This window comes from Pedobacter folensis (genome assembly GCF_056490665.1).
In genome coordinates this window covers 308,032-334,569 of the sequence record NZ_JBWJIF010000002.1, presented here as the reverse complement: position 1 = coordinate 334,569, position 26,538 = coordinate 308,032, and the positions used below count along the sequence as shown (strand labels likewise).

Here is a 26,538-nt window from a genome sequence, read left to right as displayed (position 1 = left end):
AAATGCTTTAATTTTGGAATTACAATATTATAAATTCAACACTTGCAAAATAACACTTTTTCGACACTATTTGTTGGTCAAAATTTAATCAAATTAAAAGAAGTTGATTCTACTAATAACTTTTTAAAAGATTTGGTGTCAAAATCCGAGCCATTAGCCGAAGGGACTGTAATTATGGCAGATAATCAGTTTGCAGGAAGAGGACAGCAGGAAAGCGTTTGGCAAACCCAGGCCGGGAAAAATATTAGTACAAGCATTTATTTAAAACCTTCTTTTTTGCCCCTTGACAAGCAGTTTTATTTAAATATAGCCGTTAGTTTGGCTGTTAGTGATGCTTTATCTTTTTTTATACCAGATGGGATAAAAGTAAAATGGCCGAATGATATGTATTACCAGAATAAGAAATTAGGCGGAATATTAATCGAAAATACACTGACAGGCAGTTCTATTAAATCATCCGTAATTGGCATTGGTTTAAATATAAATCAATCCGAATTTTCGGATAACATTAGCCATCGTGCTACTTCCGTCATTCAAATTTTACAAAGAAATGTGCCTTTAATGGATATTATGGATAAAATATTCATATTTATGGAAAAATACTACTTAATTTTGAGGGCCGGGAAGTATAGTATTTTACAAAATGATTACCTTTCAAAGCTTTATAACTTTAACATCCCGGCGTTGTATATACAAAATGGAGAGATTTTTGAAGGTACAATAAAAGGAGTTGAAGATGGCGGTAGGTTAACTGTTGATACAAAGAACGGTTTAAAAGCCTTTAACTTTAAAGAAATTGAATTTACACACACAAAATAAACACATAATGAAAAAAATCACATTAGTACTTTCGATGGTGCTTTTTACCATTGCAGGTGCATTTGCTCAGATCGAAAAGCCTGTTATTTGGTCTTATGCAGCAACAAAGGTTAGCAAAACTGAAGCTATAGTACTTTTAAAAGCAACTATTGAGGATAGATGGCACATCTATTCGCAAAATGTAAAAGATGGTGGCCCGGTAAAAACTACTTTTACATTTACGCCTTCAAAAGATTTTAGCCTGGTTGGTAAAACCACTGAGCCCAAAGCCATTGTAAAATATGAAAGTACGTTTAAAATGAACGTAAGTTATTTCGAAAAATCTGTAACTTTTCAGCAAAGAGTAAAGCTAAACAAGGGCACAACTGTTGTTAAAGGCAAGGTTGAATTTATGGTTTGTAATGATAAACAATGTCTTCCGCCAGAAGAAGTAGAGTTTAGTATACCAGTTAAAGATAAGAAATAGTAATAATAAAAAGAAAGCTCTCCATTCGAGAGCTTTCTTTTTATCTTTTTAAGTCAGAATTGTTTAAAAGGTCTCATCTGTAAAGCCATATCTTTTAGATCGCTTTAAGCTAAATACTAAAATAATAAACATGACTTATGTAAGAAACGGCTATATTATAGGGCTACCCAAATGGTATAAAACACCCACTCCAACCTCCCCCTGGGCAAGCGGGATCCGATACCCATTCGCATTTACCTTTTGCTTCAGCTGTTCCGCATTCACTACCAACAGCTAAACAGGTACTTGAGCATGCGCCACCGCTGCCAGTTCCACTACCTAAACCTCCTATTACTTTTTTCAATTGTGCTCTAGTTAGCACTTCCCCCTTGGTCAAGTTTGATTTTAAAGTTAACTTTTTCATAGATTTTATTTTTAAAAAATTTAAAATATAGTAAAGATAAACAGACAAGGATAAATCAGGTATTTTGATGAGAATAGCATTATGCTAAACAAGAATGAATTTATTATTAACAGGAATAAATTTATTCCTGTTAATAATAAAAAAACAGATTAACTTTAAAATATGAGATTGGAATTAGGAAGTTTTATTAAAAACGGGCAAATTTTAAATCGTAAAGATTTAAAATTTATATCATGTGAAGATATTCGCAAGTATAGAGATGAGAAGTGTTATACCCAAGCTTATGTTGCAAACGAACTAGGTATTGGGCAAAGTGCTTATCAAAAAATAGAAGCAGGTGAAGTTAAAATTTCTATGGAACGTTTAATTAAAATTGCTAATATTTTAGATAAACCTATTGAGGCTTTTATTAATAACCAAGATGCAGGTAAAAAATTGGCTAATAATGATTTGAATGGAGATAAGATAACTATTTCAGCAAGAGAATTTGATTTAATGAATAAGATAATTCTTCAGCAAGAAAGACGTATTATTGAATTAGAGGAGAAATTAAAAAATATAGCGGCGTTTGAAAAGTAAACTAAATACATAAAGCAAACAAAAAGAAACAGTCCCGAATTTTCGGGACTGTTTCTTTTTAAAGTAAAATCTACGTGGTGTAGGGCTTAAGAAAAAATCGTTTCTAAAATTATTCTTAATTTCACGGTTTCAAAACACACACACACACAAAACACACAAATGAAAAAGGTCTTATTATTGTTGTTAATGGCTACAATGTTTATGGCATTGCCTGCCGTTAAGAGTTACGCTTTAGTAACACAAGACACCACAGCAACTGCTCCTCCTGATGATATTGTTTTTACCGAAGTAGGCTCTGCACAGGATAGTGCAGCAAACAGCGCAGTAAAAACGGTTAATGATACGGTTAAAAAGGATACCGCCAAAGTAGAAAAAGCTTCGGTTGCTGTAAATGCAGCCCCGAAACAATCGCTATGGGGTATATTCATTGCTGGTTTAATTGGCGGTTTCATAGCTTTTTTCCTGCCTTGTATTTATCCAATGGTTCCGTTAACAATTAGTTTTTTTACTAAACGAGCAGAAACCAAAGGCAAAGGAATTCGTGGCGCAATCATTTATGGACTATCAATAATTATAATTTATGTTGCGCTTGGGTTTATTATTACCTTGATTTTTGGTGCCGGCGCATTAAATGAACTTGCAACAGATGGCATATTTAACATTTTTATATTTGCCGTGCTATTGGTTTTTGGTATTTCTTTCTTAGGGGCATTTGAAATCACGCTTCCGAGCTCATTCGTAAACAAAATTGATGCGAAATCAGATTCTAAAGGCCTGGGCGGGATATTTTTTATGGCGGCTACACTCGCTGTAGTTTCATTTTCATGTACCGGACCTGTTATTGGTTCTGTTTTAGTAGCTGTTAGTAGCACTGGTGACTACCTTGCGCCGGTAATGGCTATGTTTGGATTTTCTCTGGCTCTGGCATTAATTTTTACGGTCTTTGCCATATTCCCAAGCTGGCTAACCTCACTTCCAAAATCCGGAGGCTGGTTAAATGCTGTTAAAGTTGTTTTAGGCTTTTTAGAAATAGGTTTAGCTATGAAATTTCTCTCGATGGCTGATGCCGCTTATAACTGGAGGATTTTAGATAGAGAAGTATTTTTGGTGATTTGGATTGCGATAGGAATACTATTAACATTATATTTATTGGGTAAAATTAAACTTTCACACGATAGTGATTTAAAATATATTTCTATTCCTCGATTATTTTTAGCCGGAACATCACTTGCTTTTACTTTATATCTTATACCTGGATTATGGGGTGCTCCACTCAAATTTATAAGTGGATTGGTTCCCCCTCTTTATACTCAGGATTTTGCCATCAACACATCTTCAACTGGAGTCTTAAGCCAATCTGAATCCCCAAAGAAAGGTAAAAACAAAAAATATTCAGATTTATTCCATATTCCACATAATATTGATGGCTTTTTTGATTATGATGAAGCGCTAGCCTATGCTAAAGAAGTGAAAAAACCTTTATTCCTTGATTTTACTGGGAAACAATGTGTTAATTGTCGCGAGATGGAAGCCCGGGTTTGGTCTGACCCAAGGGTGCTTAAAAAGTTAAAAGAAGATTATATCGTTGTATCGCTTTATACTGATGAAAAATCTGAGTTACCTGTAGCTGAACAATTCGATTCTGAAATATTAGGATCTAAAACCAGCCCTGTCAGAGTGAATACTATTGGTAAAAAATTTAAACATTTGCAGGCCGAAAGATTTAATACCATTTCGCAACCATATTATGTACTTTTGGGTACTGATGAAAAAGAATTAGTTTCGCCTCCTATTGGAGTTGAATTTGATATAGATAAATATTTGCAATATCTGGATAAAGGATTATCCGAATTTGCTAAGAAACAAACAAATGAATAAGATTAAGAATATTGGCGTTTTAACCTCTGGCGGAGATTCGCCAGGCATGAATGCCGCAATCAGAGCTGTTGTTAGGGGCTCTATTTATTATGACATTGAAGTAACCGGCTTTATGCGGGGATACGAAGGGCTGATCAGCAATGATTTTATCCCTATGGACCGCAAATCTGTAGCGAATATTATTCAACGTGGGGGAACCATTTTAAAAACAGCCCGTAGTGAGGCATTCAAAACCGTAGAAGGCAGAAAAAAAGCATACGAAAACCTGAAAGCCAATGGAATTGATGCCTTGGTTGTAATTGGTGGTGATGGAACATTTACAGGAGCCAATATTTTTTCTAAAGAGTTCGATTTCCCGATTGTAGGCCTGCCGGGCACTATTGATAACGATTTGGCGGGTACCGATTTTACCATTGGATACGATTCTGCGATTAATACGGTTATCGATGCGGTAGATAAAATCAGAGATACAGCCGAATCGCACGACAGGCTTTTTATTGTCGAGGTAATGGGTCGCGACTCGGGGCTAATTGCTTTGAGAAGTGGAATCGGTGTTGGTGCCGAAGCCATCATGATCCCGGAAGCAAATATGAATGCAGATGATATTTTGCACAAGTTAGAGCATAGCCGTAAGGATAAGGCATCAAAAATTATTATTGTTGCCGAAGGTGATGATACTGGTGGTGCATTTAAAGTTGGCGAAATTTTGCAGGCAAAATACCCACATTACGATACAAAGGTTTCGGTTCTGGGACACATTCAGCGCGGAGGTAAACCAACCTGTATGGACCGCGTATTGGCCAGTCGCTTAGGCGTTGCGGCGGTAGAAGGTTTAATTAATGGCGAAAGTGGTGTAATGGCTGGCCAGATCAACCGCGAAATTGTTTTTACTCCTTTTGATCATGCGATCAAGCACATCAATGCCGAGAAAGTGAGTTCTAAATGGTTAAAACTAATTGATATTCTTTCGTTTTAAACGAAAACAGTTTATAAAAGAAAAGTCTTTCCCGCACCGGAAAGACTTTCTTGTTTTTGCTTAGTTTCGCAATAAGCAAATTTCTTAATCTTCTAAAATCACAGCAGTGCCATTGGCACTCACCATTAACATGCTTCCGCCGCTTCCTACAGTTTCGTAATCTAAATCTACACCAACAATAGCATTTGCACCAAGGGCTGCTGCATATTGCTGCATTTCGTTAACTGCAGTATCTTTACCCTCTCTTAAAACGCGTTCGTAAGAACTCGATCTTCCCCCTACGATATCCGTTATTCCTGCAAATAAATCCTTAAAAATATTTGCCCCAATAATCGTTTCTCCGGTAACAAGACCAATATATTTTACAATTTTTCTGCCCTCAACCGTGGGCGTTGTAGTGACTAACATAGTTTCAGTTTTAATAATTAGAACAAATTTTTTTAGAAATGTTACATTTTTTAGAAAAGTCAATTTCACTTTAGGCTGGCAATGGCGAATGTTAAATCAAATAAAATGTGTTTCGCTTAAAATAAATTTATGCAATCGGGAATGCTTTTGCATCACTATTTAAAATTACCATTATGAAACCATCTAAAACCTTAGTCCTCTTTGCCTTATTATTGATTAGATCTTTCGTTCAGGCGCAAATGCCCGTGTTAAAAGTACAACAAGCGGTAACCGGCGAACAAAAAGATGCCGTTAAACTTAAAAAGTTAAATATTGATGTGCAGATTACCGGAAATGTGGCTACCACGGTAATGACCATGACCTTCCACAACAGTAGTAACCGCATTTTAGAGGGTGAACTCACCTTTCCAATGCCGGAGGGGGTAAGTATAAGCCGTTACGCTTTAGATATCAACGGGAAAATGAGACAGGCTGTTCCGGTAGAAAAAGCCAAAGCAACTGAGGTTTTTGAAAGTATTGAGCGAAGAAGAGTTGATCCGGGCTTGCTGGAGAAAGTAGAAGGAAATAATTTCCGTACCAGGATTTATCCCTTGCCTGCCAATGGCAGCAGAACCATAATGGTTGGTTATGAAGAAGAGCTCGGATTTAATAATAACAACGTTTTAAAATATCATTTACCGCTAGATTACAATCAGGCAATTGAAAGCTTTACACTAAAAACCACTGTTTTCGAAAGCATCATCAAGCCTGAGCTTGGCGAACAGCCCGATGGCAGCTTCGATTTAAAGGCCAATGGCAATACCTATATCGGAGAGATCAATAAAACCAATTATCAGCCTAAAAAAGGTCTGACTATCAATCTGCCAAAACGAAATGACCTGACCGAGGTGCAAATGCAAAAAGCATCAACAGGTTATTATTTTCTGGTGAATGTTTTCCCTAAAGCCGAGAGTCGCAAAAAACAGTGGGGTAATCAAATCGGTTTAATATGGGACGTTTCTTTAAGCGGTCTTCAGCGTAATACGGAGAAGGAAATCGAACTCTTGGATTTGATTATCCAACAAAAACAAAATTTAACCATACAGTTGGGCTTGGTTAACAATGGCTTTAAAGATGCAGGAACTTTTGTAATCTCGAACGGTAATTGGACCCCATTAAAAGATAAACTGAAGCATCTGGTATATGATGGAGGTACAAATTTCAGCGCCATCAACACTAAAAGCCTGCAGGCCAACGAATATATCTTATTTACTGATGGCTTATCTACGTTTGGGAAAAATACGGTCAACTTAAATAAACCTGTCCACTGCATTAATACAGCCCTTAAAGCTGATTATAGTACATTGAAATTGATCAGTATGAAAACTGGCGGACAGTTTGTAAACCTCAATTCCACTTCCGTTACAGAGGCTTTTAAACAATTGAACCAGCAAAACCTTCAGTTTTTAGGGATTAAAAACGGCGCAGACGTAAGGCAGACTTATCCGTCAATGAAAGTAAATGTAAACGGCCATTTCTCTCTGGCCGGCATTATGAATGAGTTTAACACCGAATTTACGTTGCAGTTCGGCTTCGGAAATACAGTCATTTCAGAACAAGTTGTTCGGTTAAATGTTACGGAGCATGCTTTAAGCAGCATTGATGTTAGCCGTGTTTGGGCACAGAAGAAAATTGCTGAAATGGACATTCAATATGAAGATAATAAGGACGATATTAGTGTTTTAAGCAAACAGTTTGGTATCGTTACCCGCAATACCAGTCTTATCGTTTTAGAAAACCTTGATGATTATTTGCGTTATGATATCGTACCACCCGTTGAATTGCAACAGGCCTATAATGCAGTTTTAAAACAACGTAGAGCAGCTATTTTAGAACGTAAAGAAGATTTGATAAAAGCGGCGGTAGCCATGACCAAAGAGCTGAAAACCTGGTGGAATACCGATTTCTATTATAAAGGAACAGAAAAGAAGAAAGAGGGATATCCTGATCCGCAGCGAAGGGATATAAATGGAGATCCCACAGCGAATATTGCCATCTCAGATCCGGTTGGCGAAGAGAGAAGAAGAGATCAGGCTGCCGACCAAGCGCGTGCGAGAAACAGGGCCGAGTCTGCAAGTCAGGTAAGAATGCCTGCTGCGGTTGCCAAACAGGCATTAACCAATAATGAAGCTAACGCACTTAATGAAGTTGTCGTCGTGGGATATGGTACTCAACGAAAAACAACTGTTACGGGCTCCGTAGCAACCATTAGTGGAAAGGATTTACAGCAAAGTTCATCTACTGATGTAATGAGCCAGCTTCAGGGTAAGGTGGCTGGTCTGAATATAACCCGCTCCAGAACCATAGCAGAAAACCAGCCGGCTATAATAATTCCCGAATTTAAAAGCGATAAGGATTATATGAAAAACCTGGTGGGAAAACCAGATAGTGCTTATCAGGCTTATCTGAAAATGCGTTCGGCTTACATGAGCACGCCTATGTTTTATTTTGATGTGGCCAATTGGTTTTATCAACAGAAAGATAGCGTTAGGGCACTGACCATTTTAAGTAATATTGCTGATCTGGATCTCGAAAATGCCGATTTATATAAAACGCTAGCCTATAAATTAAAACAAACCGGTAATTATAAAGATGAGATTTTTATTACACAGAAGGTTTTGCAATGGCGGCCAATGGACGCTCAAAGTTACCGCGATTATGCCCTGGCCTTAGCCGATGATGGGCAGTACCAAAATGCCTTAGATAACCTTTATAAGGTACTTACCCAAAGTTATAATACGCAGATTGCTGATCGCGACCAGGGAATTGAAGAGATTGTGATTTCCGAAATCAATAATCTGATTGCCAAACATGGCAATAAATTAAGTACCAAAGGAATTGATAAAAGGTTAATTCAGCCATTGCCAGTAGATGTGCGCGTAGTGCTAAACTGGAATAAAAATGATACTGATATCGACCTCTGGTTAACCGACCCAACAGGCGAAAAAGGATTTTATGGAAACTCGAAGACAAAAATAGGTGGCAGGATTAGCAACGATTTTACTTCAGGTTATGGTCCTGAACAATTTATGATCAAAAAAGCGATCAAGGGAAAATATAAAATAGAAGTGAACTATTATGGCGACAGGCAGATTAACATTAGTGGCCCAACAACCGTAACCGCTGAAATTTATACTCGATATGCGACAGGTAAACAACAAAGAAAAGTAATTGTACTGCCTATGGCGGCTGGAAAAAGCGGGGGAAATTTAGTCGGGGAGTTTAATTTTTAGAAATGATATTGATTTTCACATTCATGGGCGTCGACTTAAGTCGACCCCTATGAATTATTATTACAATAATAATCCAGCAACCTCTTCCCAGGTATTAACGCGCTCGTATTCGGTTACCAGTAAATTATGCGGAGAGGTAAACAATAATGGCCTGCCGGCAAAATTCACAAAGTTTTTAGTACGGTCGTCGATAATAATGTCAACATTCACAATTTTATTTCCGCAAAACATGATGTGTTGCCAGTCAACGAAAGGAAAATGTTCGGCCATCCAATCGTATTTATCAAGCAATGAATTACGGAATTCCATTGCTGCAGAAACAATGTAAACATCATATTTCTCTTGTAGCGCTTTAATTACCCGCTGGCTATCGGCAATAACCTCAAGATCGCGGAAAAAGCCAGGTTCATTTATATATTCGAACCATTTTTGGTTAACATCCTGCGGAACATGGTGGTAAATTTCATTTCCGGCATCAATTTTTAAATCTAAGGGAACATTAAAATCCCGGTTGTATAGTTTAATAAATTTTCCAAGGGGATCGGCAATCACCTCGTCCATATCAATCGCAATTCTTTCCATTTTGTATCTGCAAATATTTTGGCGCAAATATCCTGAAAACAAAGAAATTAAACTATGTTTTTAATTTACAGTATTTTAGTTATCTTTGCAGCCCCGCAGCATGAAGCTCCGGGAACTATGTTGAATACATAAATACAAAAAGAAATGGCAACTAAAATCAGATTGCAAAGATTCGGTAAAAAAGGAAAACCTTTTTTCCACGTTGTGGTAGCAGATTCTCGCTCTCCACGTGATGGTAAATTTATTGAGCGTTTAGGTTCTTATAACCCAAACACCAATCCTGCTACCATCGAAATTAACTTCGAAAAAACTTTAGCTTGGGTAAACAGTGGTGCACAACCAACTGATACCGCTCGTGCTATCCTTTCTTACAAAGGTGTTTTATACAAAAAACACTTAGAAGGTGGTGTTAAAAAAGGAGCTTTAACTCAAGAACAGGCAGATGAGAAATTTGCTGCTTGGTTAGATGCTAAAGCTGGTAAAATCTCTGGTAAAACAGAAGGTTTAGCTACTTCTAAAGCAGATGCGCGTAAAGCAGCATTAGCAGCAGAAGCTAAGAAAAAAGAAGATAAAGCAGCAGCTATCGCAGCTAAAAATGCACCAGTTGCAGAAGAAGTTGTTGAAGAAGAAGTTACTGAAGAAGCACCAGCTGTTGAAGCTGAAGCAACTGAAGAAGCTCCTGCAGCAGAAGCTACTAAAGAAGAAGGAGCAGAATAATTTTAATTATTTTGTCTCACAAAATAGCGTTCCGGATATTCGGAACGCTATTTTTTTAATACCCCCTGCCCCTAAAGGGGGGTGTTAAAAAGTCCCCTTTAGGGGATTTAGGGGTAGTTATGAAGCACGAAGAAGCATTTTATATAGGTTACGTTACCAAAACAAGGGGTTTAAAGGGAGAAGTTCAGGTATTTTTCGAATTTGATGAATACGAACAACTGGAATTTGATGTGGTATTTGCCGATATGAATGGTAAGCTTGTTCCCTATTTCGTGGCTTCGGCAAAACTACAAGCCAATAAAACGGGCTATTTCAACTTTGATGATGCTGACCATATCGATAAAGTACAGCCGCTATTAAAAAAGAAATTATACCTGCCCCTGGCGCAAATGCCCGAGCGGGAAGAAGGAGAATTTTTCTATACCGACTTTAAAGGTTATTTAGCCATCGATGAAACTTTGGGCGAACTGGGCGAAATTCTGGAGGTGAACGAATATCCGCAACAATTTGTGGCTACCGTGATGTATAAAGAAACCGAAATCCTGTTCCCGTTAAACGAAGATTTCATTGTAGAGTACGATGAGGATGAAAAAACACTAACCCTCGATTTACCAGAAGGTTTGCTGGATGTTTACTTAATGCAATAGTAATCTAACAAGAAACTTTTTTTGTGGTTTTTCGTTCTATCTGTTATGAGGTATTTACTGATCATCGCAGTGTTTCTTTTTTTCGCCTGTAATCAAACCAAACAAAATGATCAGGCCGGAAATAAAACGACTTTAAATAAGGCACGAAAGATCACCCAAAAAGATTCGATTCAAAAAGTGGCTTCCATAGTGTTAAGCGCTCTAAAAGCAAAAGATTACAGCCGTTTCGCATCGTGTTTCCATCCTGTTGAAGGCGTACGTTTTTCTCCATACGGTTTTATAGATTTTACGCATAAACAAATCCTGGCCAAAGACTTTTTGGAGGCCATTGATAAACATTGGATATTAACCTGGGGACATTACGATGGATCAGGAGAAGCAATTAAGCTGCGGGTTAAGCCTTATATCGACCGTTACATTTACAATGCCGATTATTTAGCTGCCGAGAAAAAAGACTACGATGCTTTTATCGGTAATGGCAATTCGATCAATAACCTCAAAGAAATTTATCCTCAGCTTCATTTTACCGAATATTATTTCAGTGGTTTCGATCAAAAATACAATGGTTTAGACTGGAGTAGTTTGAGGCTTGTTTTTAAAAAATATGAGAATGGTTATTACTTAGTTGCTGTTATACACGATCAGTGGACAACTTAGTAATCGCAAAATTCTACTTCTGAGTAAAGACTTCAGACTAAAGACTTACCTTTGCACCATGCGTTTCGATATTATCACAGTTTTGCCCGCTTTATTAGAAAGTCCGTTTGCTCATTCTATTTTGCAACGTGCGCAAAAAAAAGGCATAGCCGAAATTGTTGTTCATAACCTGAGGGATTATGCCACCAACAAACAAAAAAGTGTAGACGATTACCAATATGGCGGCGGTAGCGGCATGGTGATGAGTATTGAGCCTTTTGCGGCATGTATCGAAAAACTGCAGGCAGAAAGAGCATACGATGAAATTATTTTCATGAGCCCGGATGGTGTTACTTTAAACCAGAGCACAGCCAATGAACTTTCCATTAAAAAGAACATCATTATTTTATGCGGCCACTATAAGGGCATAGATCAGCGTATACGCGATATTTTTGTAACGAGGGAGATATCGGTTGGGGATTATGTTTTGAGTGGCGGAGAGCTGCCTGCTGCAATTGTGGTAGATGCTGTTGTGCGTTTAATCCCAGGGGTTTTAAATGATGAAACTTCTGCCCTATCTGATAGTTTTCAGGGAGAACTGCTTGATGCACCAGTTTATACCCGTCCGGCAGACTGGCGCGGGCATAAAGTGCCTGATGTTTTATTAAGCGGTCACGAGGCTAAAGTGAATGAATGGAGGCACGAACAGGCTTTGGAGCGAACTAAAACGCGCCGTCCTGATCTTTTAGAGTAAAATTTCCTTGTAAATAATAAAGGTAAATTCTATTTTAGGAGAAAAGCTTCTAGTCCCGATCATATGCCCAAACAGATTGTTATTTGTGATGACCATTTACTTTTTTTAAATGGCATTTCCGAATTGCTTAAAAATACGGGGAATAACTACGACATTTTTAAATTTAGTGATGCGCATTCTTGCAGAAACCATTTAATGCAAAACCATGCTGATGTGTTCATCTGTGATCTAAATATTAACCACTTTGATGGGTTTGTATTGATTGAAGAACTCAAACTTCAGCTGAAAAATACCAAAATAATTGTACTCACTGCTTATTACGAGGATTTTCTGATTCAAAAGGCAAAGAAATTGGGTGTAAATGCTTTCCTGAAAAAAGAAACACCAGCCGAGGAGCTGATCAGTATTATCGAATCAAACAAAAACAGGGAGTTTTATACCAATAAGGTTTATAAAAAAGGCGAGAGTGTATATAGTGCCATTGATGGTTCAATCGTTAATAAATTCCGGATATCTAAACAGGAGAAAGAGATTATTAAATTAATCATCAAAGGATTAACCAGTAAGGAAATTGCTGAAGTACTGTTTATCAGCATCACCACCGTAACTACCCATCGGAAGAACATCCACCGGAAGCTGGAAATCAATAACAGTAGTTCGCTCATTAAATTTGCTCATGAGAATAATCTACTTGATTAGCTTTCTGCTATTCCCGCTATTCTCCCGGGCACAAACCACAAGCAAATCAGTATCGGTAGTTTCCAGCTATGCCGTAGACCAAAACTCATCGTGGACGATCGACCTTCTCCAGCAACAAAAATTTCATGTATTTAAGCAAAACGACAAAATTAACATCGGCTACAACAGAGATGCAGCGGTATGGTGCAGGTTCATTGTAAAAAATGTAAACACTTCACAAAGCACAAAAATGTGGCTATGTTTTAATAATAACCACATCGATAGCCTGAGCCTTTATGATGGTAAAATAATTAAAACCATTGGCGATAGAACGGTTGGCAAAAGCCCTTTTATCGAAACCCTGGCATTCGAGCTTAATCTGCAGCCAAACGAAGAAAGGTTAGTCTGGGTGAGGGTTAAAAAAGTGACCTCCTATTTAGATTTTTCCTACAGCCTTGAAAATCAGGATTACCTGGAAGCTAAATCATCAAGAAAAACAGCGCTGACTTCCTTTTTTATCGGCATTGTCTTTTTGCTGCTCATGATCAATGCAATATTATTTTTGATGACGAAGGACAGGCTGTATGTTTATTACATTGGCTACTCGATACTAACCGCATTTTACACGGCAATTACAACCAACTTTGCCAAGCATGTTTTATTTCCGGAGTTTAGGTTTTTTAGCGAGGGCCGGGTTTACACCGGGGCACTTTGGTACATTGCCCTGAGTATTTTTCTTGGACATTTTTTAAAGCTCAAAGAAAATCAGCCCGTTAAGCATAAATTAATTATAGTACTCGGAGGCATAAACTTTTTGCTGATTTTAATTTCGGTTTCGTTATTGGTGTTTTTTAAAGATGTTGAGTTCCGTTACTTTTTTGTGCTGGGCTACATCATATTCCTGGCTTCAATATTCATACTTTTCTGGTCGGCCGTGGCACACCTAAAAATAGAAAAAACCCAGGCCGTTTACGCGCTTCTTGCCTTTGTTCCTCAACTTGTATGGGGCGCATGTTTAATTTTAAAAACATTTGAAATTATTCCACAATCGCTGGGCGATAACTGGATGTTGTTTATCAGTCTTTATGAGGTATTTTTATTCGGATACATTTTATCGAGAAATTATATCGATATTTTTTTGAAGAACAACGAGCTGATGCAGGAGGTTATATTCGAAAAGGAAAGCTCATTAAGGGCCATTAGTGAAGTTCAGCTACGTGAGCGGAGAAATATCGCCAATATCATTCACGACAATGTAGGGAGTAAAATCGCGCACATTATCCACCTCTTCGACATGAGAAATGTTGGGCTTGCCAAACAAACCATAAATGAACTGGCTGAAGACATCAGAGAAATATCTCATAAAATACTGCCAAAAGCACTTGATGAAGGGGCATTGGTGTCTAGTCTGCAAAGCCAGATTTCAAGTTTAAATGCGGGTTTAACAGATGCAAAAATTGAACTTTTCTGTTATGATTTTCCCGATAAAATTGATGAAAAATGGATTTATGATGTATACCTTATCACCCTGGAGGTAATCAACAATGCCATTAAACATGGTAATGCGGAGTTAATTACCATCGAACTTTATAAATATCCCAAAAACTACCATTTTCAATTTACCGATGATGGACTCGGCTTCGATCTGCAGAAAACAAGTAAAGGCTTTGGCCTCGAAAACATCGAAAAGCGGGTAAATTATTACAAGGGTAATTTCGAAATCAGTAGCGTTAAAAACGAAGGCACGATTATTCAGATCAATATCCCATTCCATCGCTAAACTTTAGCCGTTTCCGTAAATTCTGTATCTGTAAATATACCCTTTACTGGGTATTCCTGTCGGAGTATCTTTCATATACTTTAGCTTAACAAATTAATCCATCCTCTAAATTAATGAAAATGAGACAATTAATCGCTGCAGCATTGCTGTGTGCACTGGGTATTACAGGTTATGCACAAAATTTAAAATCCAAACGAAACGATAAAGGCAAATACGGATTTATAGACAGAACCGGAAAGGAAGTTGTTCCTTTTACTTACGATGAGGTTGGCTATAGTTTTAAAGAAGGCATAATAAACGTTAAACTGAATGGAAAACATGGTTTTATCGATGAAAGCGGAAAAGTAGTTATCCCATTAATATATGAGGATAGCCGAAGTTTCGAGGAAGGTTTGATTGCTGTTAAACAAAACGGAAAATTTGGTTTTATTGATAAAACAGGTAAAGTAATTATTCCTTTTAAATATGATAACGCTACTTATTTTAAAGAAGGTTTCGGTAAGGTTGAACTAAATGGGAAAGAAGGTTATATCGATAAAACAGGTAAAGAAATCACAGCCATAAAATACGATGTTGCCTTTGATTTTTATGGAGGATTTGCCTGGGTAAGATTAAACGATAAATATGGTTTTGTTGACCCAACAGGCAAGGAAATTACAGCCCTAAAGTATGAAGGCGTGAATTCTTTTAAAGATGGTTTTGCGGGTGTTAAGCTAAAAGACAAATGGGCTTTTATTGATAAAACAGGTAAAGAAATTACCAAATTTAAATACGACTATGTGAAAGATTTTTCGGACGGGGTGGCGCCGGTTGAACGGAATAAAGTTTATGGCGCCATTGATAAAAACGGGAATGAAATTATTCCTTTTAAATACAGGTTTATCAGCGACTTTGAGGGGGGCTTAGCCAAAGCCGGGCTTAATGGAAAAGAAGGTTTTATCAGTAAAACAGGCGAAGAAGTGATCCCAATAAAGTATGATGCGGTTGGTGAATTTAAAAATGGGGCAGCCATTTTTAGGTTAAATGGCAGATGGGGATCGATGGATAAAACAGGAAAAGAAATTACACAATAACGCTTTATTTCACTAAAAATAAAATAGATATGAAAAATATAATATTGCTATTGTTTTTATTTCAGGGAACCGTAGCCTTTAGTCAGATAAAATTTGAGAATAAAAAACTAGCCCTCATTTACGATGTGTATTACAAAACGACAAGGGGAAACGTCGACTCTTTTATGAAGGATAAAGGGTTTAAAAAGGGAGAGGTAGACAAAGGCTATGATGATGACACCAATGAAATATTTACCTTTAGTTCGCAGTTCGATTTGGTTGGTGTGAATTATAACAAACAAAATAAAACCACCGGAGTAAGTTGCATTTATGCTGGCGCACCAAATAATGTTTTTATTGAGATGGAGCTAAAAGATAAAGGGTACAAAGCTAAAGTGATTAAAGAAGATGTTGACGGGGAAACAATAACCACGAGTGTATGGAGCATAAAGGGATCTAAACTTAATTTTGTTACTTCCGCTAATGAAAAAGATAAATCGGGTACAGTAGGCTATGGGGTTTATGAAGAATAAGGCTAAGTAATGAAACTCAAAGGAGCGGAAAAACAGTTCTGGTGGCATTTTGGGCAAATTACCGAAGCGAAAAACATTCCTGCTGAGCTGCCTGGTTTTACCAGCATCGATTCGTTGGTTGATGATGAGTATTTAGCCATGCTTTTTGCAAAAGTTTCGGTTATGGGGAGCGTTTATCTGAAAGAAACGAGGGTAACCGATGAGGGCGTGAAATTGATCAGCACGGTTAAGCAGCTTAAGCATTTAACGCTCATGAAACATGAAAATATTACTAAAGCGTGCCTGCCCTATCTGAACAAACTAACCGATTTGGAATACCTTGATATCTGGAGAACTAAAATCAGGTTAGAAGATATATGGGTTTTAAAAGATTTAAAAAACCTTAAAGAACTGCATATATCCCCTCACGATGAAGGAGTAGAAGAAAGCCGGGAGACTATTTTGGAAAAAATTATTAAAGCAGAAGAAACATTGCCCAACTGTGCCATACACACATAAATGAGCAGTGGGTAAATAATTTAGCGCAGAATATTATTGGCTAAATTTAGCAATAAGCTGGCGAATAAGTGCCCTGCTGACCTTTTGGAATAGAAGCATTTAACACAATCGAATGTGGAATTCATAAAGATTGTGGAAAAAATTAAAATAGGTTTTTTTATATGAAAAAAAATCCCTAATATTGCAATCCGATTTTCAAGGTAAAGAAAGTTGGTTTAATAGCTTAAAATCATGGATTTAGTAAAATTTGTTGAAGAGCAGGCCATCGCGAAAAAAGATTTTCCTGCGTTCAAGTCTGGCGATACAGTGAGCGTACACTATAAAATTCGCGAAGGTAATAAAGAACGTGTTCAAATTTACCAAGGTGTTGTAATACAACGTAACAGTGCAGGTGCTAATGAAACCTTCACCGTTCGTAAAATGAGCAACGGCGTTGGTGTTGAGCGTATTTTCCCTTTTAGTTCTCCAAACATTGAGAAAGTAGAAGTGAATAGCTATGGTAAAGTTCGTAGAGCGAAATTGTTCTATTTACGTGCTTTAACTGGTAAAGCTGCTCGTATCAAATCTTTGAGAAAATAATACTCTTTATTATAAGATATAGCCTTCACGATTAATTTCGTGGAGGTTTTTTTGTTTGTACCTTTGTTAAATGTTAGATTCTGCTTTTTTCGACCAAGTTTTTTGGGGTAACACCGTAAAAGCCTATTTCCTTTTCGGAGGGATACTTTTTTTAGGCTTAGTTTTCAAAAATATTGTTTCTAAGCTGTTGAGCAGGTTGCTGTTTAAGCTTTTTAAAAACTTTTCCAGTCAATCTCATAACGATGCTTTCGTTGCCTTACTGGTAAAACCTATTGAGGTTTTTATTCTGTTAACTACACTTTATCTTTCCATCAACCAGTTAAAACACCCTTTAGAGGTAGCCGTATTCCATTACAGCAAATTAATTGGCAAGGTTAAAGAATTAATACCCGTAACCATTGGAGATTGTATCGACCGGATATTTTTGTTTGGGATCATCCTGTCTGTTTTTTGGATTATTTTAAGGATAATCGACTTCATTAGTCACGTTTTGTTATATAAAGCTTCGCTTACCGATAATAAGGCCGACGATCAGTTGGTGCCCTTTTTAAAAGAACTGTTTAAAACAATCGTAATCTTTATCGGTTTTTTCACCCTTCTGGGCTTTGTTTTTGAGGTTAATGTATTGACGCTGATTACCGGATTGGGTATTGGTGGTATTGCCATTGCTTTGGCCGCTAAAGAGAGCTTAGAGAACTTAATAGGTTCGTTCACCATCTTTTTAGATAAACCTTTTACTGTTGGCGACCTGGTAAAGGTTGACGGTGTGGAAGGCACAGTTGAAAAGGTTGGTTTCAGGAGTACAAGGATCAGGACTTCCGAAAAAACCATGGCTACGATCCCCAATAGAGGGATGATTGATGGTGTTTTAGAAAATCTTTCACTAAGAAACTCGCGGAAAGTATCTTTTATTATCGGTCTTACCTACGAAACCAATTCAGCTTCACTCAGAAAAATCATTAGCGAAATAGAAAGTTACATCAACAACCATCAGGGTACCAGTGATGATGGCAATGCTTCATTTAAAAGCTTTGGCGACTCTGGTTTGAATGTAGAAGTTAACTATTTTGTAACAGTACTGGAATATGCCGAATTCCTTAAAATCAGGCAGGAAATCAATCTGGAAATTATGGATATCGTTATCCGGAATAAATCAGATTTTGCCTACCCTACTCAGCGTTTAATTAGTGATAGACCGGCTCCTGCAGGCACGAACGAAGAGGTGGGTAATGATGCTACTGATTAAAATCTACCAGGTCTGATCCCGTGGTCTATGCCTCCACAGACCACCGCTTTAATTAATAAAAGTGCTATCGGTGTGGCCATGTTGGGCTAATAAAGAAATTACTTTTTGGAAAGCAAGGTAAAAACAAAAAAGCCGATTTAGCATTCACTAAACCGGCTTTTTTTTAATATGATGTCCTTAACTTAAAGTCGCCAGGGTAGTGATACCACCTTTTACAACCTGGTTAAGTTCTACGTTCACTTTTGTGCCTACAGGCAAAAATACATCAACCCTCGAGCCGAATTTAATGAAACCGAATTGTTCCGCTTGTACCACCTGATCTCCTTCTTTTACATACCATACAATTCTACGGGCCAGGGCGCCGGCAATTTGACGGAACAATACAGGCGTACCATTTTTATGTTCTACAACAGTTGTCGTGCGTTCGTTCTCCGTTGAAGATTTTGGATTCCATGCAGCCAGATATTTTCCCGGGTGATATTTGAAGAACTTCACCACACCCGAAATCGGATTACGGTTAATGTGAACATTTATTGGCGACATAAAAATCGAAACCTGTAAACGTTTATCTTTAAAATATTCACCTTCTTCTGTTTCTTCAATTACAACAACTTTACCATCTGCCGGGCAGATCACCAGGTTTTCGCCTGAAGAAAAGCTGCGGCTCGGGTTGCGGAAAAACTGCAGCACAATAATAAATAATGCAGCTGAAAAAATGTAAATGAACCAGCGTAACCAGGTGATGTCGTGATATTTATAATCGACTACGGCGTTGATTACGAAGATAAACAAGATGCTTAAGGCAATGGTGGTGTAGCCTTCTTTATGTATGGTCATTGTTTTAGAAATTATTGGGCAAAGGTGCGAAAAATAAATTAATCCAATCTAAAAATTATGCGCCTGTTGCTCTGTAAATATCTGTCAGGTTTCTACCCAGGCCATTATAATCCAGTCCGTAGCCCACTACAAACTCGTTAGGTATTTCAAAACCAACGTATTCCAGTTCTTCAATTTCATATTTTAAAGCACTTGGCTTAAGTAAAAGCGAAGCGACTTTAACCGAAGCCGGATTTTTTTCTTTTATCGTTTTTAAAATATGCGTTAAGGTTAGGCCTGTATCAACAATATCTTCCACTATGATAATATCTCTGTCTTCAATGTTATCTGGTAATCCGATTAATTCCTTTACATTTCCCGAACTCGCTGTTCCTTCGTAGGAAGCCACACGCATAAAAGCAACTTCGCAGGGCACGTCAATTTCTTTGATCAGGTCGGCCATAAACAGGAAACTGCCGTTTAGTACACCAATAAACAAGGGGCATTTGCCCTCGTAGTCAACGTTCATCTGGATGCCCAGCAAACGGATCCTTTTGTTTAAGGTGTCATTCTCTAAAAATATCTCGAACTCTTTATCCTCTACTTTTATTTTGTGCATGCTGCTGTTAGATGGTTTAATATGGGAAAGTTGTAATGTTATTGTTTAATTGCTTGGCTCAACTCTGAACGCCAAACGCCAGACTCTAAACTACTGCTGACTTTTCTCCAGTTCCTTTTGTCTTCTTCGTTCTTCCCTTCGCTCCTGCCTTAGCTGTTTTTTGGTTTTACCCGTATCAGCTGGGTTGGTTATCTGTTTGCTGGAAGTATCTTTTTTAGATCCGCCGCCAAAAATACGATCGAATAAACTTTTGTTTTTATCCTGTACAATTACCGGTGGCAAGCCATCTTCATCATCATCAAATACGGTTGTGTCAATAACAGCCGTATCAGGTGCTAAATATTGGCGTAAACCTTCTCTTAAACGGACGTTATAAAAGCCATAACCCGAAGTATCACTTGCAACCAGACCTCTTCTTGCCATGATATTTCCCATAAACCTGAAGTAGTTGAACATGTAAGGTTTCAAACTGCCATCGGCCATAAATTTGTACATAGATGCTTTAGGCTTAGGTACAATACTCGCCAGAAAAAGGCCATCACCAATGGTTAAATCGGCAGGTTGTTTTCCGAAATAATAGCGCGAAGCCTCACCTATTCCATAAATATTCTGACCAAGTTCCATAATGTTGAAATATACCTCCAGCATCCGTTGTTTGCTTACCAGGTGATTGTGTTCGATAAGCCAAACAATTAGAATTTCTTCAGCTTTACGGGCCAATGTTTTTTGACGGCTTAAATAAACATTTTTAACCAACTGCATACTGATGGTACTTCCACCGCGTTTAAATTTCTTTTCTTTAAAGTTTACGGCGATAGATTTACGGATCGATTCTTCAACAAAACCATTATGTGTAAAAAATGAAGGATCTTCTGCCGTTAAAACCGCATTGATAAAGTTTTTAGATATTGATGATAAAGGGGTGAAATTTGAGTTTGAAGGCCCTATGGTAATATCGCGCATCGGTTTGCCGTACTCATAAGGGGTATAAACAAACGGACTGTTGATTTTTTGCAGATTGGTTTTGCCCCATTGTACAATTTTGAAATTAACCGGTGTTAAGGTAGAGCTAAAACGGACACTATCTGGTATTTTAGTGTCTAAATAAAAATTCAGGTTATATTTAACCTTACCCTGTACTTTTAAGCCTTCAAGCGATTCGAACAAACCTTGCGGAAAAGCATCTAAAACCCCTTGCGCGTCCTGCTCTTCGGCATTTAGTTTTAACTCATATATTTTATTCTTTCCTAAAGTATATTTAACAAAAGGATGGATCTGTGCATTTTTGAGGTAAGCTGTTGAAGTGCTGTCTAAAGCAATGTAATTAGGTCCCACTAAAATATCGGCATCCAGTTTTGCGTTTTGGACAATGATATCGTTTGACGCAATGCGGGGCTGATTAATCAACATGTTTTTAACCGACCATGAGCCTGAAATCTTATAATCATCACCACTGTATTTCGCATTTTTTAACTCGGTTTGCAAAGTATCAAAACTGATTTTTGCGTGGAGTTTGTTATTGAGGTAAGGTAATTCCAGCTTTTTTCCATCGGCATAAGCCGTAAAGCTTAATTCTTTGCTTCCTGGGTTTACATAACCATCTACATGCCAGGTAGATTCGTGACCATTCACATCAATGGTTGATTTAAGGTCGCCGCCATCAATTGTGGCAGTGGTTGCAAAACTCAATTTGGCTGTATCATGGTCGTTTAATTTAAAAACCATGTTTTTTACGTCCATATCATCAGGGATTTTATATAAAACCTGATTTAAAATATTGCTGGCTATTTCTGGTAAATTGGCTTTTGCATTGGTTTGGGTACTGTCTTTTTTCTTTCTTTTTAAGATGAAATCGATGTTTGTGGTAGAATCTTTAAGCACTACGCTTACAAAACCATTGTTCAGGTTTACTTCTGAGAGTTTTACTTTACCAAAAATAAGCGGGAAAAGTTTTACGCCTACACTGAGCTCACCTATGTTAGAAAGGGTGTCTCTGTCTTTCGGAACAACAGAAATATTGGTCATTTTTACGGTGCTGAGTCCGGTAAAACCAGCCGATCCGATTTTAACCTCCAAACCATAATCCTTATCGGCTTTAGCAATTGCTTTGGCCACCATTTTTTTAAGAAGTGCTTCCCTTTTGCTATAGGCAACCGCACCTAAAGCAATACAAACAACTAAAAAAACACCTAAAACCCAGGCTCCGATTTTTAAATATTTTTTGGGGATCTTAATTTTTGGTATTCGCATATAGTCGTTAAAATGGTTAATTGCTTAAACGTAACAATTAAATGTTTATTTCGTGTTAAAATTACAGTTAAAAAGCCTAAATAAAAGTATTTGTGGCTATGTTTTGTTAATTTTGAATTTAAATTAATACCATGCAGATTAGCCCGCAACAAGTTTTAGATGCGCTTAAAAATGTCGAAGATCCCGATCTTAAAAAAGATCTGGTTACTTTAAACATGATTAAAGATTTACAGATTACCGATAACCAGGTCAATTTTACATTAGAGCTTACTACACCGGCATGTCCGATGAAGGAAATGCTAAAAAATGCCTGTACAAATGCCATCAAACATTTTGTATCGCCAACGGCAGAAGTAATCATCAATGTAACTTCGAGGGTTACCCAGCCAAGTAATTCATCATCGTTAGATAACATCAAAAACATCATTTTGGTTTCATCCGGAAAAGGAGGCGTTGGTAAATCTACTGTAGCGAGTAATCTGGCTGTTGTATTGGCTAAAGATGGTGCCAAAGTGGGGCTTATCGATGCCGATATTTATGGGCCATCGGTACCAACCATGTTCGATCTGGTTGATGCTAAGCCAGGTGCGGAAGAAACCGCTGATGGTAAAACGAAAATTTTACCAATCGAAAAATACGGGATCAAGTTATTATCCTTAGGTTTTTTTGCCGATCCGGGGCAGCCAGTGCCATGGCGCGGGCCAATGGCATCGAATGCGGTAAAACAATTGTTTAACGATACCAACTGGGGTGAGCTGGATTATCTGATTGTAGATCTTCCACCGGGAACTGGCGATATTCACATCACGATTACGCAGAGTTTCCCAATTTCAGGGGCGGTTGTGGTTACTACGCCTCAGCAGGTTGCACTGGCCGATACGCATAAAGGTTTGGCGATGTTCAGGATGCCGGGGATTAATATCCCGATTTTAGGTGTTATAGAAAACATGTCGTATTTTACACCAGCAGAATTGCCGGATAATAAATATTATATTTTCGGAAAAGGTGGTGGTACTGAACTTGCTGCACGTTTTGATGTGCCATTTTTAGGCGAAATTCCAATTATCCAGAGCATTTCGGAGGCTGGAGATCAAGGCAAACCGGTAGCATTGAACCAAAATCCTTTACTGGATGTGATATTTGGCGATATTGCGAGTAAAATTGCACAGCAAATATCCATCAACAATGCGCAAATGGTGAATTGCTAAAAAATTACTATTTTTATAAATTAAAATATATATAATGAATTTAACAGAACAAGTAGAACAGGCATTAGAAACTATTAGGCCGTATTTAAAGGCTGATGGAGGTGATGTTTCTGTTGAAGAAATTACATCTGAAGGAACAGTAAAGCTTAAACTTTTAGGCAACTGCGGTTCTTGCCCGATGAGTTTCATGACTATGAAATCTGGTATCGAACAAGCCATTATGAAAGCTGTTCCTCAGATCACTTCAGTAGTTGCCGTTAACATGGCCGAGCAAGAATAAGCTTTAACACTATTTAACAAGGAAGTTTTATTAATAAAATTACTTTTGTCTTAATGAGATATTGTGTTGCCCTAATTTGCCTTATTTTTTCTGTTACCGCTTTTGCACAACAAAAGCCGGCACAGGATAAACTCATCCAATTTTCTGGGATTATTACCGATATCGACAGCTCAAATGTAATTCCTTACGTTACCATCACCAACCTTTCTGCGAAGAGTAAAAGGGTTGGTGCCGATTATAGAGGGTATTTTACCTTCATTGTAAAGCCTGGTGATACCATTTTGTTTACCGCTATTGGTTACAAAAAGTTTTCTACGGTAATTCCTGAAAGCACACCAGACAGCAAGTACACCATCATGGTTAAACTGAAAGCCAATGTAATTGATTTACCTTCGGTGCGTGTTTTTCCATGGGCAACAACAGAAGAATTTACCCGCGAGTTTTTATCAATGAAACTGGCGGATGATGATATGGCCATAGCCAAAAAGAACCTTTCACGTTCATCAATTGATGGGTTGATCCAAACCTTACCACGCGATGGACAGGAAATTGGCAGCCAAAACTATCGGTATAATTTCGATAGGATGATCAATAAGAATATGGTGCAAACCAACCCACTGCTTAATCCTTTCGCCTGGGGCAAACTAATGCAACAGATTTTTGATGGCGATAAAAGCCGGACGAATTAGTCGGGAGTCTGGAGTTCGGGGTTTTGAGCGGAGAAGACTCCGATTTACTCAATCATTACAATGATTTATTAAGTTATCATCCTGAATTTATTTCAGGATCTATGCTGCTATAAAGGTCGGGAAACATTTCAGGATGACGCCTGCGTCAATTGCACAAATAAAAAAAGGGAAAACGTTTCCATTTTCCCCTAACATCTTACATCAAAACTTATCTTTTTTTGCTTTTATTTGGAAACTTCATTTTGTAATCTGTTTTGATATTTCCTTTCGAAATCGCATCCAGTTTACTTTTAAGCATCGTTTTACGAAGCACGCTTACCTTATCGGTAAATAATTTTCCTTCAATATGATCGTACTCGTGCTGGATTACGCGTGCCGCCATTCCATCTACATCCTCGGTATGTTCTACCCAGTTTTCATCAAAATAAGTAATCTTCACATTCGGCTTACGCATAATGTTTTCGCGGATATCTGGAATACTTAAGCAGCCTTCGTTAAAACTCCAGGCCTCTCCTGTTTCTTCCAAAATTTCTGCGTTGATAAATACTTTTTTATAACCTGGTTTGCCATCTTCGTCTTCGCCTGTGTCTACAATAAACAAACGGATAGGTAAACCAACTTGAGGAGCAGCCAGGCCCACACCATTTGCATAATACATGGTGTCGAACATGTCGCTGATTAATTGTTTTAATTCAGGATAATCTTTATCAATATCGGTTCCTACCTTTTTTAAAACAGGGTCACCGTAAGCTACTATTGGTAATTTCATTATATTATATTTATGTCGTCCGTCATTGTGAGGTATGAAGCAATCTTAATGCGCCAGAGTAACTAGCGATCGTTGTAGGATTGCTTCGTGCCTCGCAATGACGAAAAAGTCAAGCAATGCAAAAGCATTATTTTTACAAAAATAAGAATTATTCCTCTATTGGGCAGAAAGTAAAGATATTCAGTTGCTCAATATTTAAAATCTCATCGGTAACTTCAGCCATTTGCTTCGTGGTAACGGCATTTATTTTCTCAAAAACAGTTTCCAGAGAATCGATTTTATTGTGATCGATGAGGCTTTTGGCCATGGAAATGATTAAACCAATCCTGTTTTCTTCTCCCAAAGCAATCTGACCAATAAATTTGTTTTTGGCTTTTTGTAGCTGTAATTCATTTAATGGATGTTCCCTGAGCTTTTTAATCTCTTTAAAGATTAAAGAGAGTGCTTTAGCTTGTTTTTCTTTATCGGTGCCGAAATAAATCGAAAAAATGCCGGTATCGCTTAATGGCGAAAAATTAGATTCGATGGTATATGCAATTCCATACCGCTCTCTGATCTGCAGATTTAGTACCGAGCTCATTCCGTTGCCACCGAAATAATTATTCAACAGCATTAAAGGCACCTTTTGCGATTGGTGCGTAGAATAAGCCTGTGTGCCTAAAATGCAGTGTGCCTGCGTAATTGGCTTATAAATGGTGGTATTGCTTTGCGCAATTATGCCTGGTTTAATCCTTTCTTTGTTTGGATTATTCTCTTCAACGTCAGCAAAATGTTTGCTCCCTTTGTTTACCACACTATTTAAGGTGTAATTGCCTAAAACGGCTACTACAATTTCGGTCGTGCGGTAATTGGCTTTCCTGAAATTGATGACATCTGCTCTGGTAAAATGCTGAACGGACTCGGTTGTACCCAAAATATTGTTGCCCAATGCATGGCCAGCAAAAAGCATATCTTCAAAATCGTCATTTATGGCCTCTTCCGGTTGATCTAAATAAGAAGAAATCTCATCCAGGATTACACTTTTTTCTTTATCCATTTCCTCTTCCGGGAAAGTGGAGTGAAACAGGATATCGTTGAAAAGATCTAATGTTCTATCTAAATATGGATTTAAAAAAGAAGCATGCACACAGGTATATTCTTTCGTGGTATAAGCATTTAAATCTGCCCCAACACTCTCCAAACGATTTAAAATCTGGTTGGTGCTCCGTTTTTCGGTACGCTTAAAAATCAAATGCTCAATAAAGTGTGCTAAACCCGCTTTGTTTTCAGGTTCATCGCGCGATCCTGTATTGACGATGATGCAGGCGTGAGATATGGCAGAGGCCGCGGGCACATGCAATAAGCGTATGCCGTTTGGCAAAGTGTGAACATTGTATTCCATTGAGGGGCAAAGATAAGGCTAAT

The 26,538-nt window shown here is 37.8% G+C and carries 27 protein-coding genes; 20 read left to right on the top strand and 7 right to left on the bottom strand.

Translation table 11 applies throughout. From position 1 onward, the window contains the following. Positions 1-42 precede the first annotated feature (42 nt). The 5 genes from AC04QZ_RS10030 to pfkA all read left to right on the top strand — a co-directional run bounded on the left by AC04QZ_RS10030 (position 43) and on the right by pfkA (position 5,121). Entirely contained in the window at positions 43-819 is a 777-nt protein-coding gene (locus AC04QZ_RS10030) for a biotin--[acetyl-CoA-carboxylase] ligase (RefSeq protein WP_478357654.1), read from the top strand. A 7-nt stretch (positions 820-826) separates the two neighbouring features. Further along, positions 827-1,285, top strand: a complete 459-nt coding sequence (locus tag AC04QZ_RS10025; RefSeq protein ID WP_478357653.1) for a protein-disulfide reductase DsbD N-terminal domain-containing protein — start codon at positions 827-829, stop codon at positions 1,283-1,285. A gap of 565 nt (positions 1,286-1,850) precedes the next feature. Continuing rightward, positions 1,851-2,267, top strand: a complete 417-nt coding sequence (locus AC04QZ_RS10020) for a helix-turn-helix domain-containing protein (protein ID WP_478357652.1) — start codon at positions 1,851-1,853, stop codon at positions 2,265-2,267. Positions 2,268-2,426: 159 nt separating this feature from the next. Next, complete coding sequence (locus tag AC04QZ_RS10015) at positions 2,427-4,145, top strand: protein-disulfide reductase DsbD family protein (protein WP_478357651.1); 1,719 nt, start codon at positions 2,427-2,429, stop codon at positions 4,143-4,145. Then, positions 4,138-5,121: a 6-phosphofructokinase gene (gene pfkA, locus AC04QZ_RS10010; protein WP_478357650.1), complete on the top strand. Its 984-nt coding sequence runs from the start codon at positions 4,138-4,140 to the stop codon at positions 5,119-5,121. The genes AC04QZ_RS10015 and pfkA overlap by 8 nt, the downstream gene beginning before the upstream one ends. Positions 5,122-5,205: 84 nt before the next feature. Here pfkA and AC04QZ_RS10005 read toward each other — a convergent pair whose 3' ends face one another. Continuing rightward, positions 5,206-5,529: a heavy metal-binding domain-containing protein gene (locus tag AC04QZ_RS10005; RefSeq protein WP_025141635.1), complete on the bottom strand. Its 324-nt coding sequence runs from the start codon at positions 5,527-5,529 to the stop codon at positions 5,206-5,208. Between the two features lie 173 nt (positions 5,530-5,702). Between AC04QZ_RS10005 and AC04QZ_RS10000 the strand changes: the two genes are divergently transcribed. Beyond that, positions 5,703-8,801 carry a VIT domain-containing protein gene (locus tag AC04QZ_RS10000; protein ID WP_478357649.1) on the top strand — a complete coding sequence of 1,033 codons (3,099 nt, stop codon included), beginning with the start codon at positions 5,703-5,705 and terminating at the stop codon, positions 8,799-8,801. Positions 8,802-8,861: 60 nt separating this feature from the next. On the opposite strand, the gene AC04QZ_RS09995 is transcribed toward AC04QZ_RS10000, so the two are convergent. Beyond that, the gene (locus tag AC04QZ_RS09995; protein WP_478357648.1) at positions 8,862-9,383 is read right to left on the bottom strand and encodes a 5' nucleotidase, NT5C type; all 522 of its coding nucleotides are present in this window, start codon (positions 9,381-9,383) and stop codon (positions 8,862-8,864) included. A gap of 144 nt (positions 9,384-9,527) precedes the next feature. Here AC04QZ_RS09995 and AC04QZ_RS09990 point away from each other — a divergent pair, with 144 nt between their 5' ends. From AC04QZ_RS09990 to AC04QZ_RS09940, 11 genes are all read left to right on the top strand, one after another. Then, complete coding sequence (locus AC04QZ_RS09990) at positions 9,528-10,100, top strand: 30S ribosomal protein S16 (protein WP_426326855.1); 573 nt, start codon at positions 9,528-9,530, stop codon at positions 10,098-10,100. Between the two features lie 119 nt (positions 10,101-10,219). Continuing rightward, on the top strand, positions 10,220-10,747 hold the full coding sequence (rimM, locus tag AC04QZ_RS09985; protein ID WP_478357647.1) for a ribosome maturation factor RimM: 528 nt from the start codon (positions 10,220-10,222) through the stop codon (positions 10,745-10,747). Between the two features lie 45 nt (positions 10,748-10,792). Beyond that, a complete protein-coding gene (locus tag AC04QZ_RS09980) occupies positions 10,793-11,404 on the top strand; it encodes a hypothetical protein (RefSeq protein ID WP_086548437.1) in 612 nt (203 codons plus the stop codon). Positions 11,405-11,462: 58 nt separating this feature from the next. After that, entirely contained in the window at positions 11,463-12,137 is a 675-nt protein-coding gene (gene trmD / locus AC04QZ_RS09975; protein WP_086548436.1) for a tRNA (guanosine(37)-N1)-methyltransferase TrmD, read from the top strand. A gap of 63 nt (positions 12,138-12,200) precedes the next feature. Beyond that, a complete protein-coding gene (locus AC04QZ_RS09970) occupies positions 12,201-12,836 on the top strand; it encodes a response regulator (protein WP_478357645.1) in 636 nt (211 codons plus the stop codon). Continuing rightward, positions 12,814-14,595 (top strand): sensor histidine kinase, encoded by a 1,782-nt coding sequence (locus AC04QZ_RS09965; RefSeq protein WP_478357644.1) that lies wholly within the window; start codon positions 12,814-12,816, stop codon positions 14,593-14,595. The genes AC04QZ_RS09970 and AC04QZ_RS09965 overlap by 23 nt, the downstream gene beginning before the upstream one ends. A 119-nt stretch (positions 14,596-14,714) precedes the next feature. Further along, positions 14,715-15,668, top strand: a complete 954-nt coding sequence (locus AC04QZ_RS09960) for a WG repeat-containing protein (RefSeq protein ID WP_478357643.1) — start codon at positions 14,715-14,717, stop codon at positions 15,666-15,668. Between the two features lie 29 nt (positions 15,669-15,697). Next, positions 15,698-16,180, top strand: coding sequence for a hypothetical protein (locus tag AC04QZ_RS09955; RefSeq protein WP_086548432.1), 483 nt, complete (start codon positions 15,698-15,700; stop codon positions 16,178-16,180). A gap of 9 nt (positions 16,181-16,189) precedes the next feature. Beyond that, positions 16,190-16,678, top strand: a complete 489-nt coding sequence (locus AC04QZ_RS09950) for a hypothetical protein (RefSeq protein ID WP_478357642.1) — start codon at positions 16,190-16,192, stop codon at positions 16,676-16,678. A gap of 231 nt (positions 16,679-16,909) precedes the next feature. Then, the gene (gene rplS, locus AC04QZ_RS09945) at positions 16,910-17,257 is read left to right on the top strand and encodes a 50S ribosomal protein L19 (RefSeq protein WP_057930964.1); all 348 of its coding nucleotides are present in this window, start codon (positions 16,910-16,912) and stop codon (positions 17,255-17,257) included. A 70-nt stretch (positions 17,258-17,327) separates the two neighbouring features. Continuing rightward, the gene (locus AC04QZ_RS09940; protein WP_478357641.1) at positions 17,328-18,503 is read left to right on the top strand and encodes a mechanosensitive ion channel family protein; all 1,176 of its coding nucleotides are present in this window, start codon (positions 17,328-17,330) and stop codon (positions 18,501-18,503) included. A gap of 177 nt (positions 18,504-18,680) precedes the next feature. Here AC04QZ_RS09940 and AC04QZ_RS09935 read toward each other — a convergent pair whose 3' ends face one another. From AC04QZ_RS09935 to AC04QZ_RS09925, 3 genes are all read right to left on the bottom strand, one after another. Then, complete coding sequence (locus AC04QZ_RS09935) at positions 18,681-19,340, bottom strand: phosphatidylserine decarboxylase family protein (protein ID WP_086548430.1); 660 nt, start codon at positions 19,338-19,340, stop codon at positions 18,681-18,683. A gap of 55 nt (positions 19,341-19,395) precedes the next feature. Then, a complete protein-coding gene (hpt, locus tag AC04QZ_RS09930; RefSeq protein ID WP_086548429.1) occupies positions 19,396-19,938 on the bottom strand; it encodes a hypoxanthine phosphoribosyltransferase in 543 nt (180 codons plus the stop codon). Positions 19,939-20,028: 90 nt separating this feature from the next. Beyond that, positions 20,029-22,188 carry a transglycosylase domain-containing protein gene (locus AC04QZ_RS09925; protein ID WP_478357640.1) on the bottom strand — a complete coding sequence of 720 codons (2,160 nt, stop codon included), beginning with the start codon at positions 22,186-22,188 and terminating at the stop codon, positions 20,029-20,031. Positions 22,189-22,319: 131 nt separating this feature from the next. On the opposite strand from AC04QZ_RS09925, the gene AC04QZ_RS09920 reads away from it, so the two are divergent. The 3 genes from AC04QZ_RS09920 to AC04QZ_RS09910 are packed head-to-tail and all read left to right on the top strand — an operon-like array spanning position 22,320 to position 24,365. Next, on the top strand, positions 22,320-23,396 hold the full coding sequence (locus AC04QZ_RS09920) for an Mrp/NBP35 family ATP-binding protein (protein WP_086548427.1): 1,077 nt from the start codon (positions 22,320-22,322) through the stop codon (positions 23,394-23,396). 34 nt (positions 23,397-23,430) lie between these two features. Further along, positions 23,431-23,676, top strand: coding sequence for a NifU family protein (locus AC04QZ_RS09915; protein WP_025141622.1), 246 nt, complete (start codon positions 23,431-23,433; stop codon positions 23,674-23,676). A gap of 53 nt (positions 23,677-23,729) precedes the next feature. After that, entirely contained in the window at positions 23,730-24,365 is a 636-nt protein-coding gene (locus AC04QZ_RS09910) for a peptidase associated/transthyretin-like domain-containing protein (protein ID WP_086548426.1), read from the top strand. A 208-nt stretch (positions 24,366-24,573) separates the two neighbouring features. Here the strand turns inward: AC04QZ_RS09910 and def are convergent, their stop codons facing one another. Both def and AC04QZ_RS09900 read right to left on the bottom strand, forming a co-directional pair. After that, complete coding sequence (def, locus tag AC04QZ_RS09905) at positions 24,574-25,134, bottom strand: peptide deformylase (RefSeq protein WP_086548425.1); 561 nt, start codon at positions 25,132-25,134, stop codon at positions 24,574-24,576. A 148-nt stretch (positions 25,135-25,282) separates the two neighbouring features. Next, a complete protein-coding gene (locus AC04QZ_RS09900) occupies positions 25,283-26,515 on the bottom strand; it encodes a M16 family metallopeptidase (protein WP_478357638.1) in 1,233 nt (410 codons plus the stop codon). Between the last annotated feature and the right edge of the window lie 23 nt (positions 26,516-26,538).

Coding starts and splice junctions, on each gene's coding strand:
- AC04QZ_RS09900 (WP_478357638.1), bottom strand. CDS start 26,515: ATGGAATACAATGTTCACACTTTGCCAAACGGCATACGCTTATTGCAT.
- AC04QZ_RS10025 (WP_478357653.1), top strand. CDS start 827: ATGAAAAAAATCACATTAGTACTTTCGATGGTGCTTTTTACCATTGCA.
- AC04QZ_RS10000 (WP_478357649.1), top strand. CDS start 5,703: ATGAAACCATCTAAAACCTTAGTCCTCTTTGCCTTATTATTGATTAGA.
- AC04QZ_RS09970 (WP_478357645.1), top strand. CDS start 12,201: ATGCCCAAACAGATTGTTATTTGTGATGACCATTTACTTTTTTTAAAT.
- AC04QZ_RS09915 (WP_025141622.1), top strand. CDS start 23,431: ATGAATTTAACAGAACAAGTAGAACAGGCATTAGAAACTATTAGGCCG.
- AC04QZ_RS09960 (WP_478357643.1), top strand. CDS start 14,715: ATGAGACAATTAATCGCTGCAGCATTGCTGTGTGCACTGGGTATTACA.
- AC04QZ_RS10005 (WP_025141635.1), bottom strand. CDS start 5,529: ATGTTAGTCACTACAACGCCCACGGTTGAGGGCAGAAAAATTGTAAAA.
- AC04QZ_RS09965 (WP_478357644.1), top strand. CDS start 12,814: ATGAGAATAATCTACTTGATTAGCTTTCTGCTATTCCCGCTATTCTCC.
- AC04QZ_RS09955 (WP_086548432.1), top strand. CDS start 15,698: ATGAAAAATATAATATTGCTATTGTTTTTATTTCAGGGAACCGTAGCC.
- rimM (WP_478357647.1), top strand. CDS start 10,220: ATGAAGCACGAAGAAGCATTTTATATAGGTTACGTTACCAAAACAAGG.
- AC04QZ_RS09950 (WP_478357642.1), top strand. CDS start 16,190: ATGAAACTCAAAGGAGCGGAAAAACAGTTCTGGTGGCATTTTGGGCAA.
- AC04QZ_RS09940 (WP_478357641.1), top strand. CDS start 17,328: ATGTTAGATTCTGCTTTTTTCGACCAAGTTTTTTGGGGTAACACCGTA.
- AC04QZ_RS09990 (WP_426326855.1), top strand. CDS start 9,528: ATGGCAACTAAAATCAGATTGCAAAGATTCGGTAAAAAAGGAAAACCT.
- AC04QZ_RS10020 (WP_478357652.1), top strand. CDS start 1,851: ATGAGATTGGAATTAGGAAGTTTTATTAAAAACGGGCAAATTTTAAAT.
- AC04QZ_RS09935 (WP_086548430.1), bottom strand. CDS start 19,340: ATGACCATACATAAAGAAGGCTACACCACCATTGCCTTAAGCATCTTG.
- AC04QZ_RS10015 (WP_478357651.1), top strand. CDS start 2,427: ATGAAAAAGGTCTTATTATTGTTGTTAATGGCTACAATGTTTATGGCA.
- AC04QZ_RS09925 (WP_478357640.1), bottom strand. CDS start 22,188: ATGCGAATACCAAAAATTAAGATCCCCAAAAAATATTTAAAAATCGGA.
- AC04QZ_RS09980 (WP_086548437.1), top strand. CDS start 10,793: ATGAGGTATTTACTGATCATCGCAGTGTTTCTTTTTTTCGCCTGTAAT.
- AC04QZ_RS09910 (WP_086548426.1), top strand. CDS start 23,730: ATGAGATATTGTGTTGCCCTAATTTGCCTTATTTTTTCTGTTACCGCT.
- AC04QZ_RS09920 (WP_086548427.1), top strand. CDS start 22,320: ATGCAGATTAGCCCGCAACAAGTTTTAGATGCGCTTAAAAATGTCGAA.
- AC04QZ_RS09995 (WP_478357648.1), bottom strand. CDS start 9,383: ATGGAAAGAATTGCGATTGATATGGACGAGGTGATTGCCGATCCCCTT.
- rplS (WP_057930964.1), top strand. CDS start 16,910: ATGGATTTAGTAAAATTTGTTGAAGAGCAGGCCATCGCGAAAAAAGAT.
- hpt (WP_086548429.1), bottom strand. CDS start 19,938: ATGCACAAAATAAAAGTAGAGGATAAAGAGTTCGAGATATTTTTAGAG.
- def (WP_086548425.1), bottom strand. CDS start 25,134: ATGAAATTACCAATAGTAGCTTACGGTGACCCTGTTTTAAAAAAGGTA.
- trmD (WP_086548436.1), top strand. CDS start 11,463: ATGCGTTTCGATATTATCACAGTTTTGCCCGCTTTATTAGAAAGTCCG.
- pfkA (WP_478357650.1), top strand. CDS start 4,138: ATGAATAAGATTAAGAATATTGGCGTTTTAACCTCTGGCGGAGATTCG.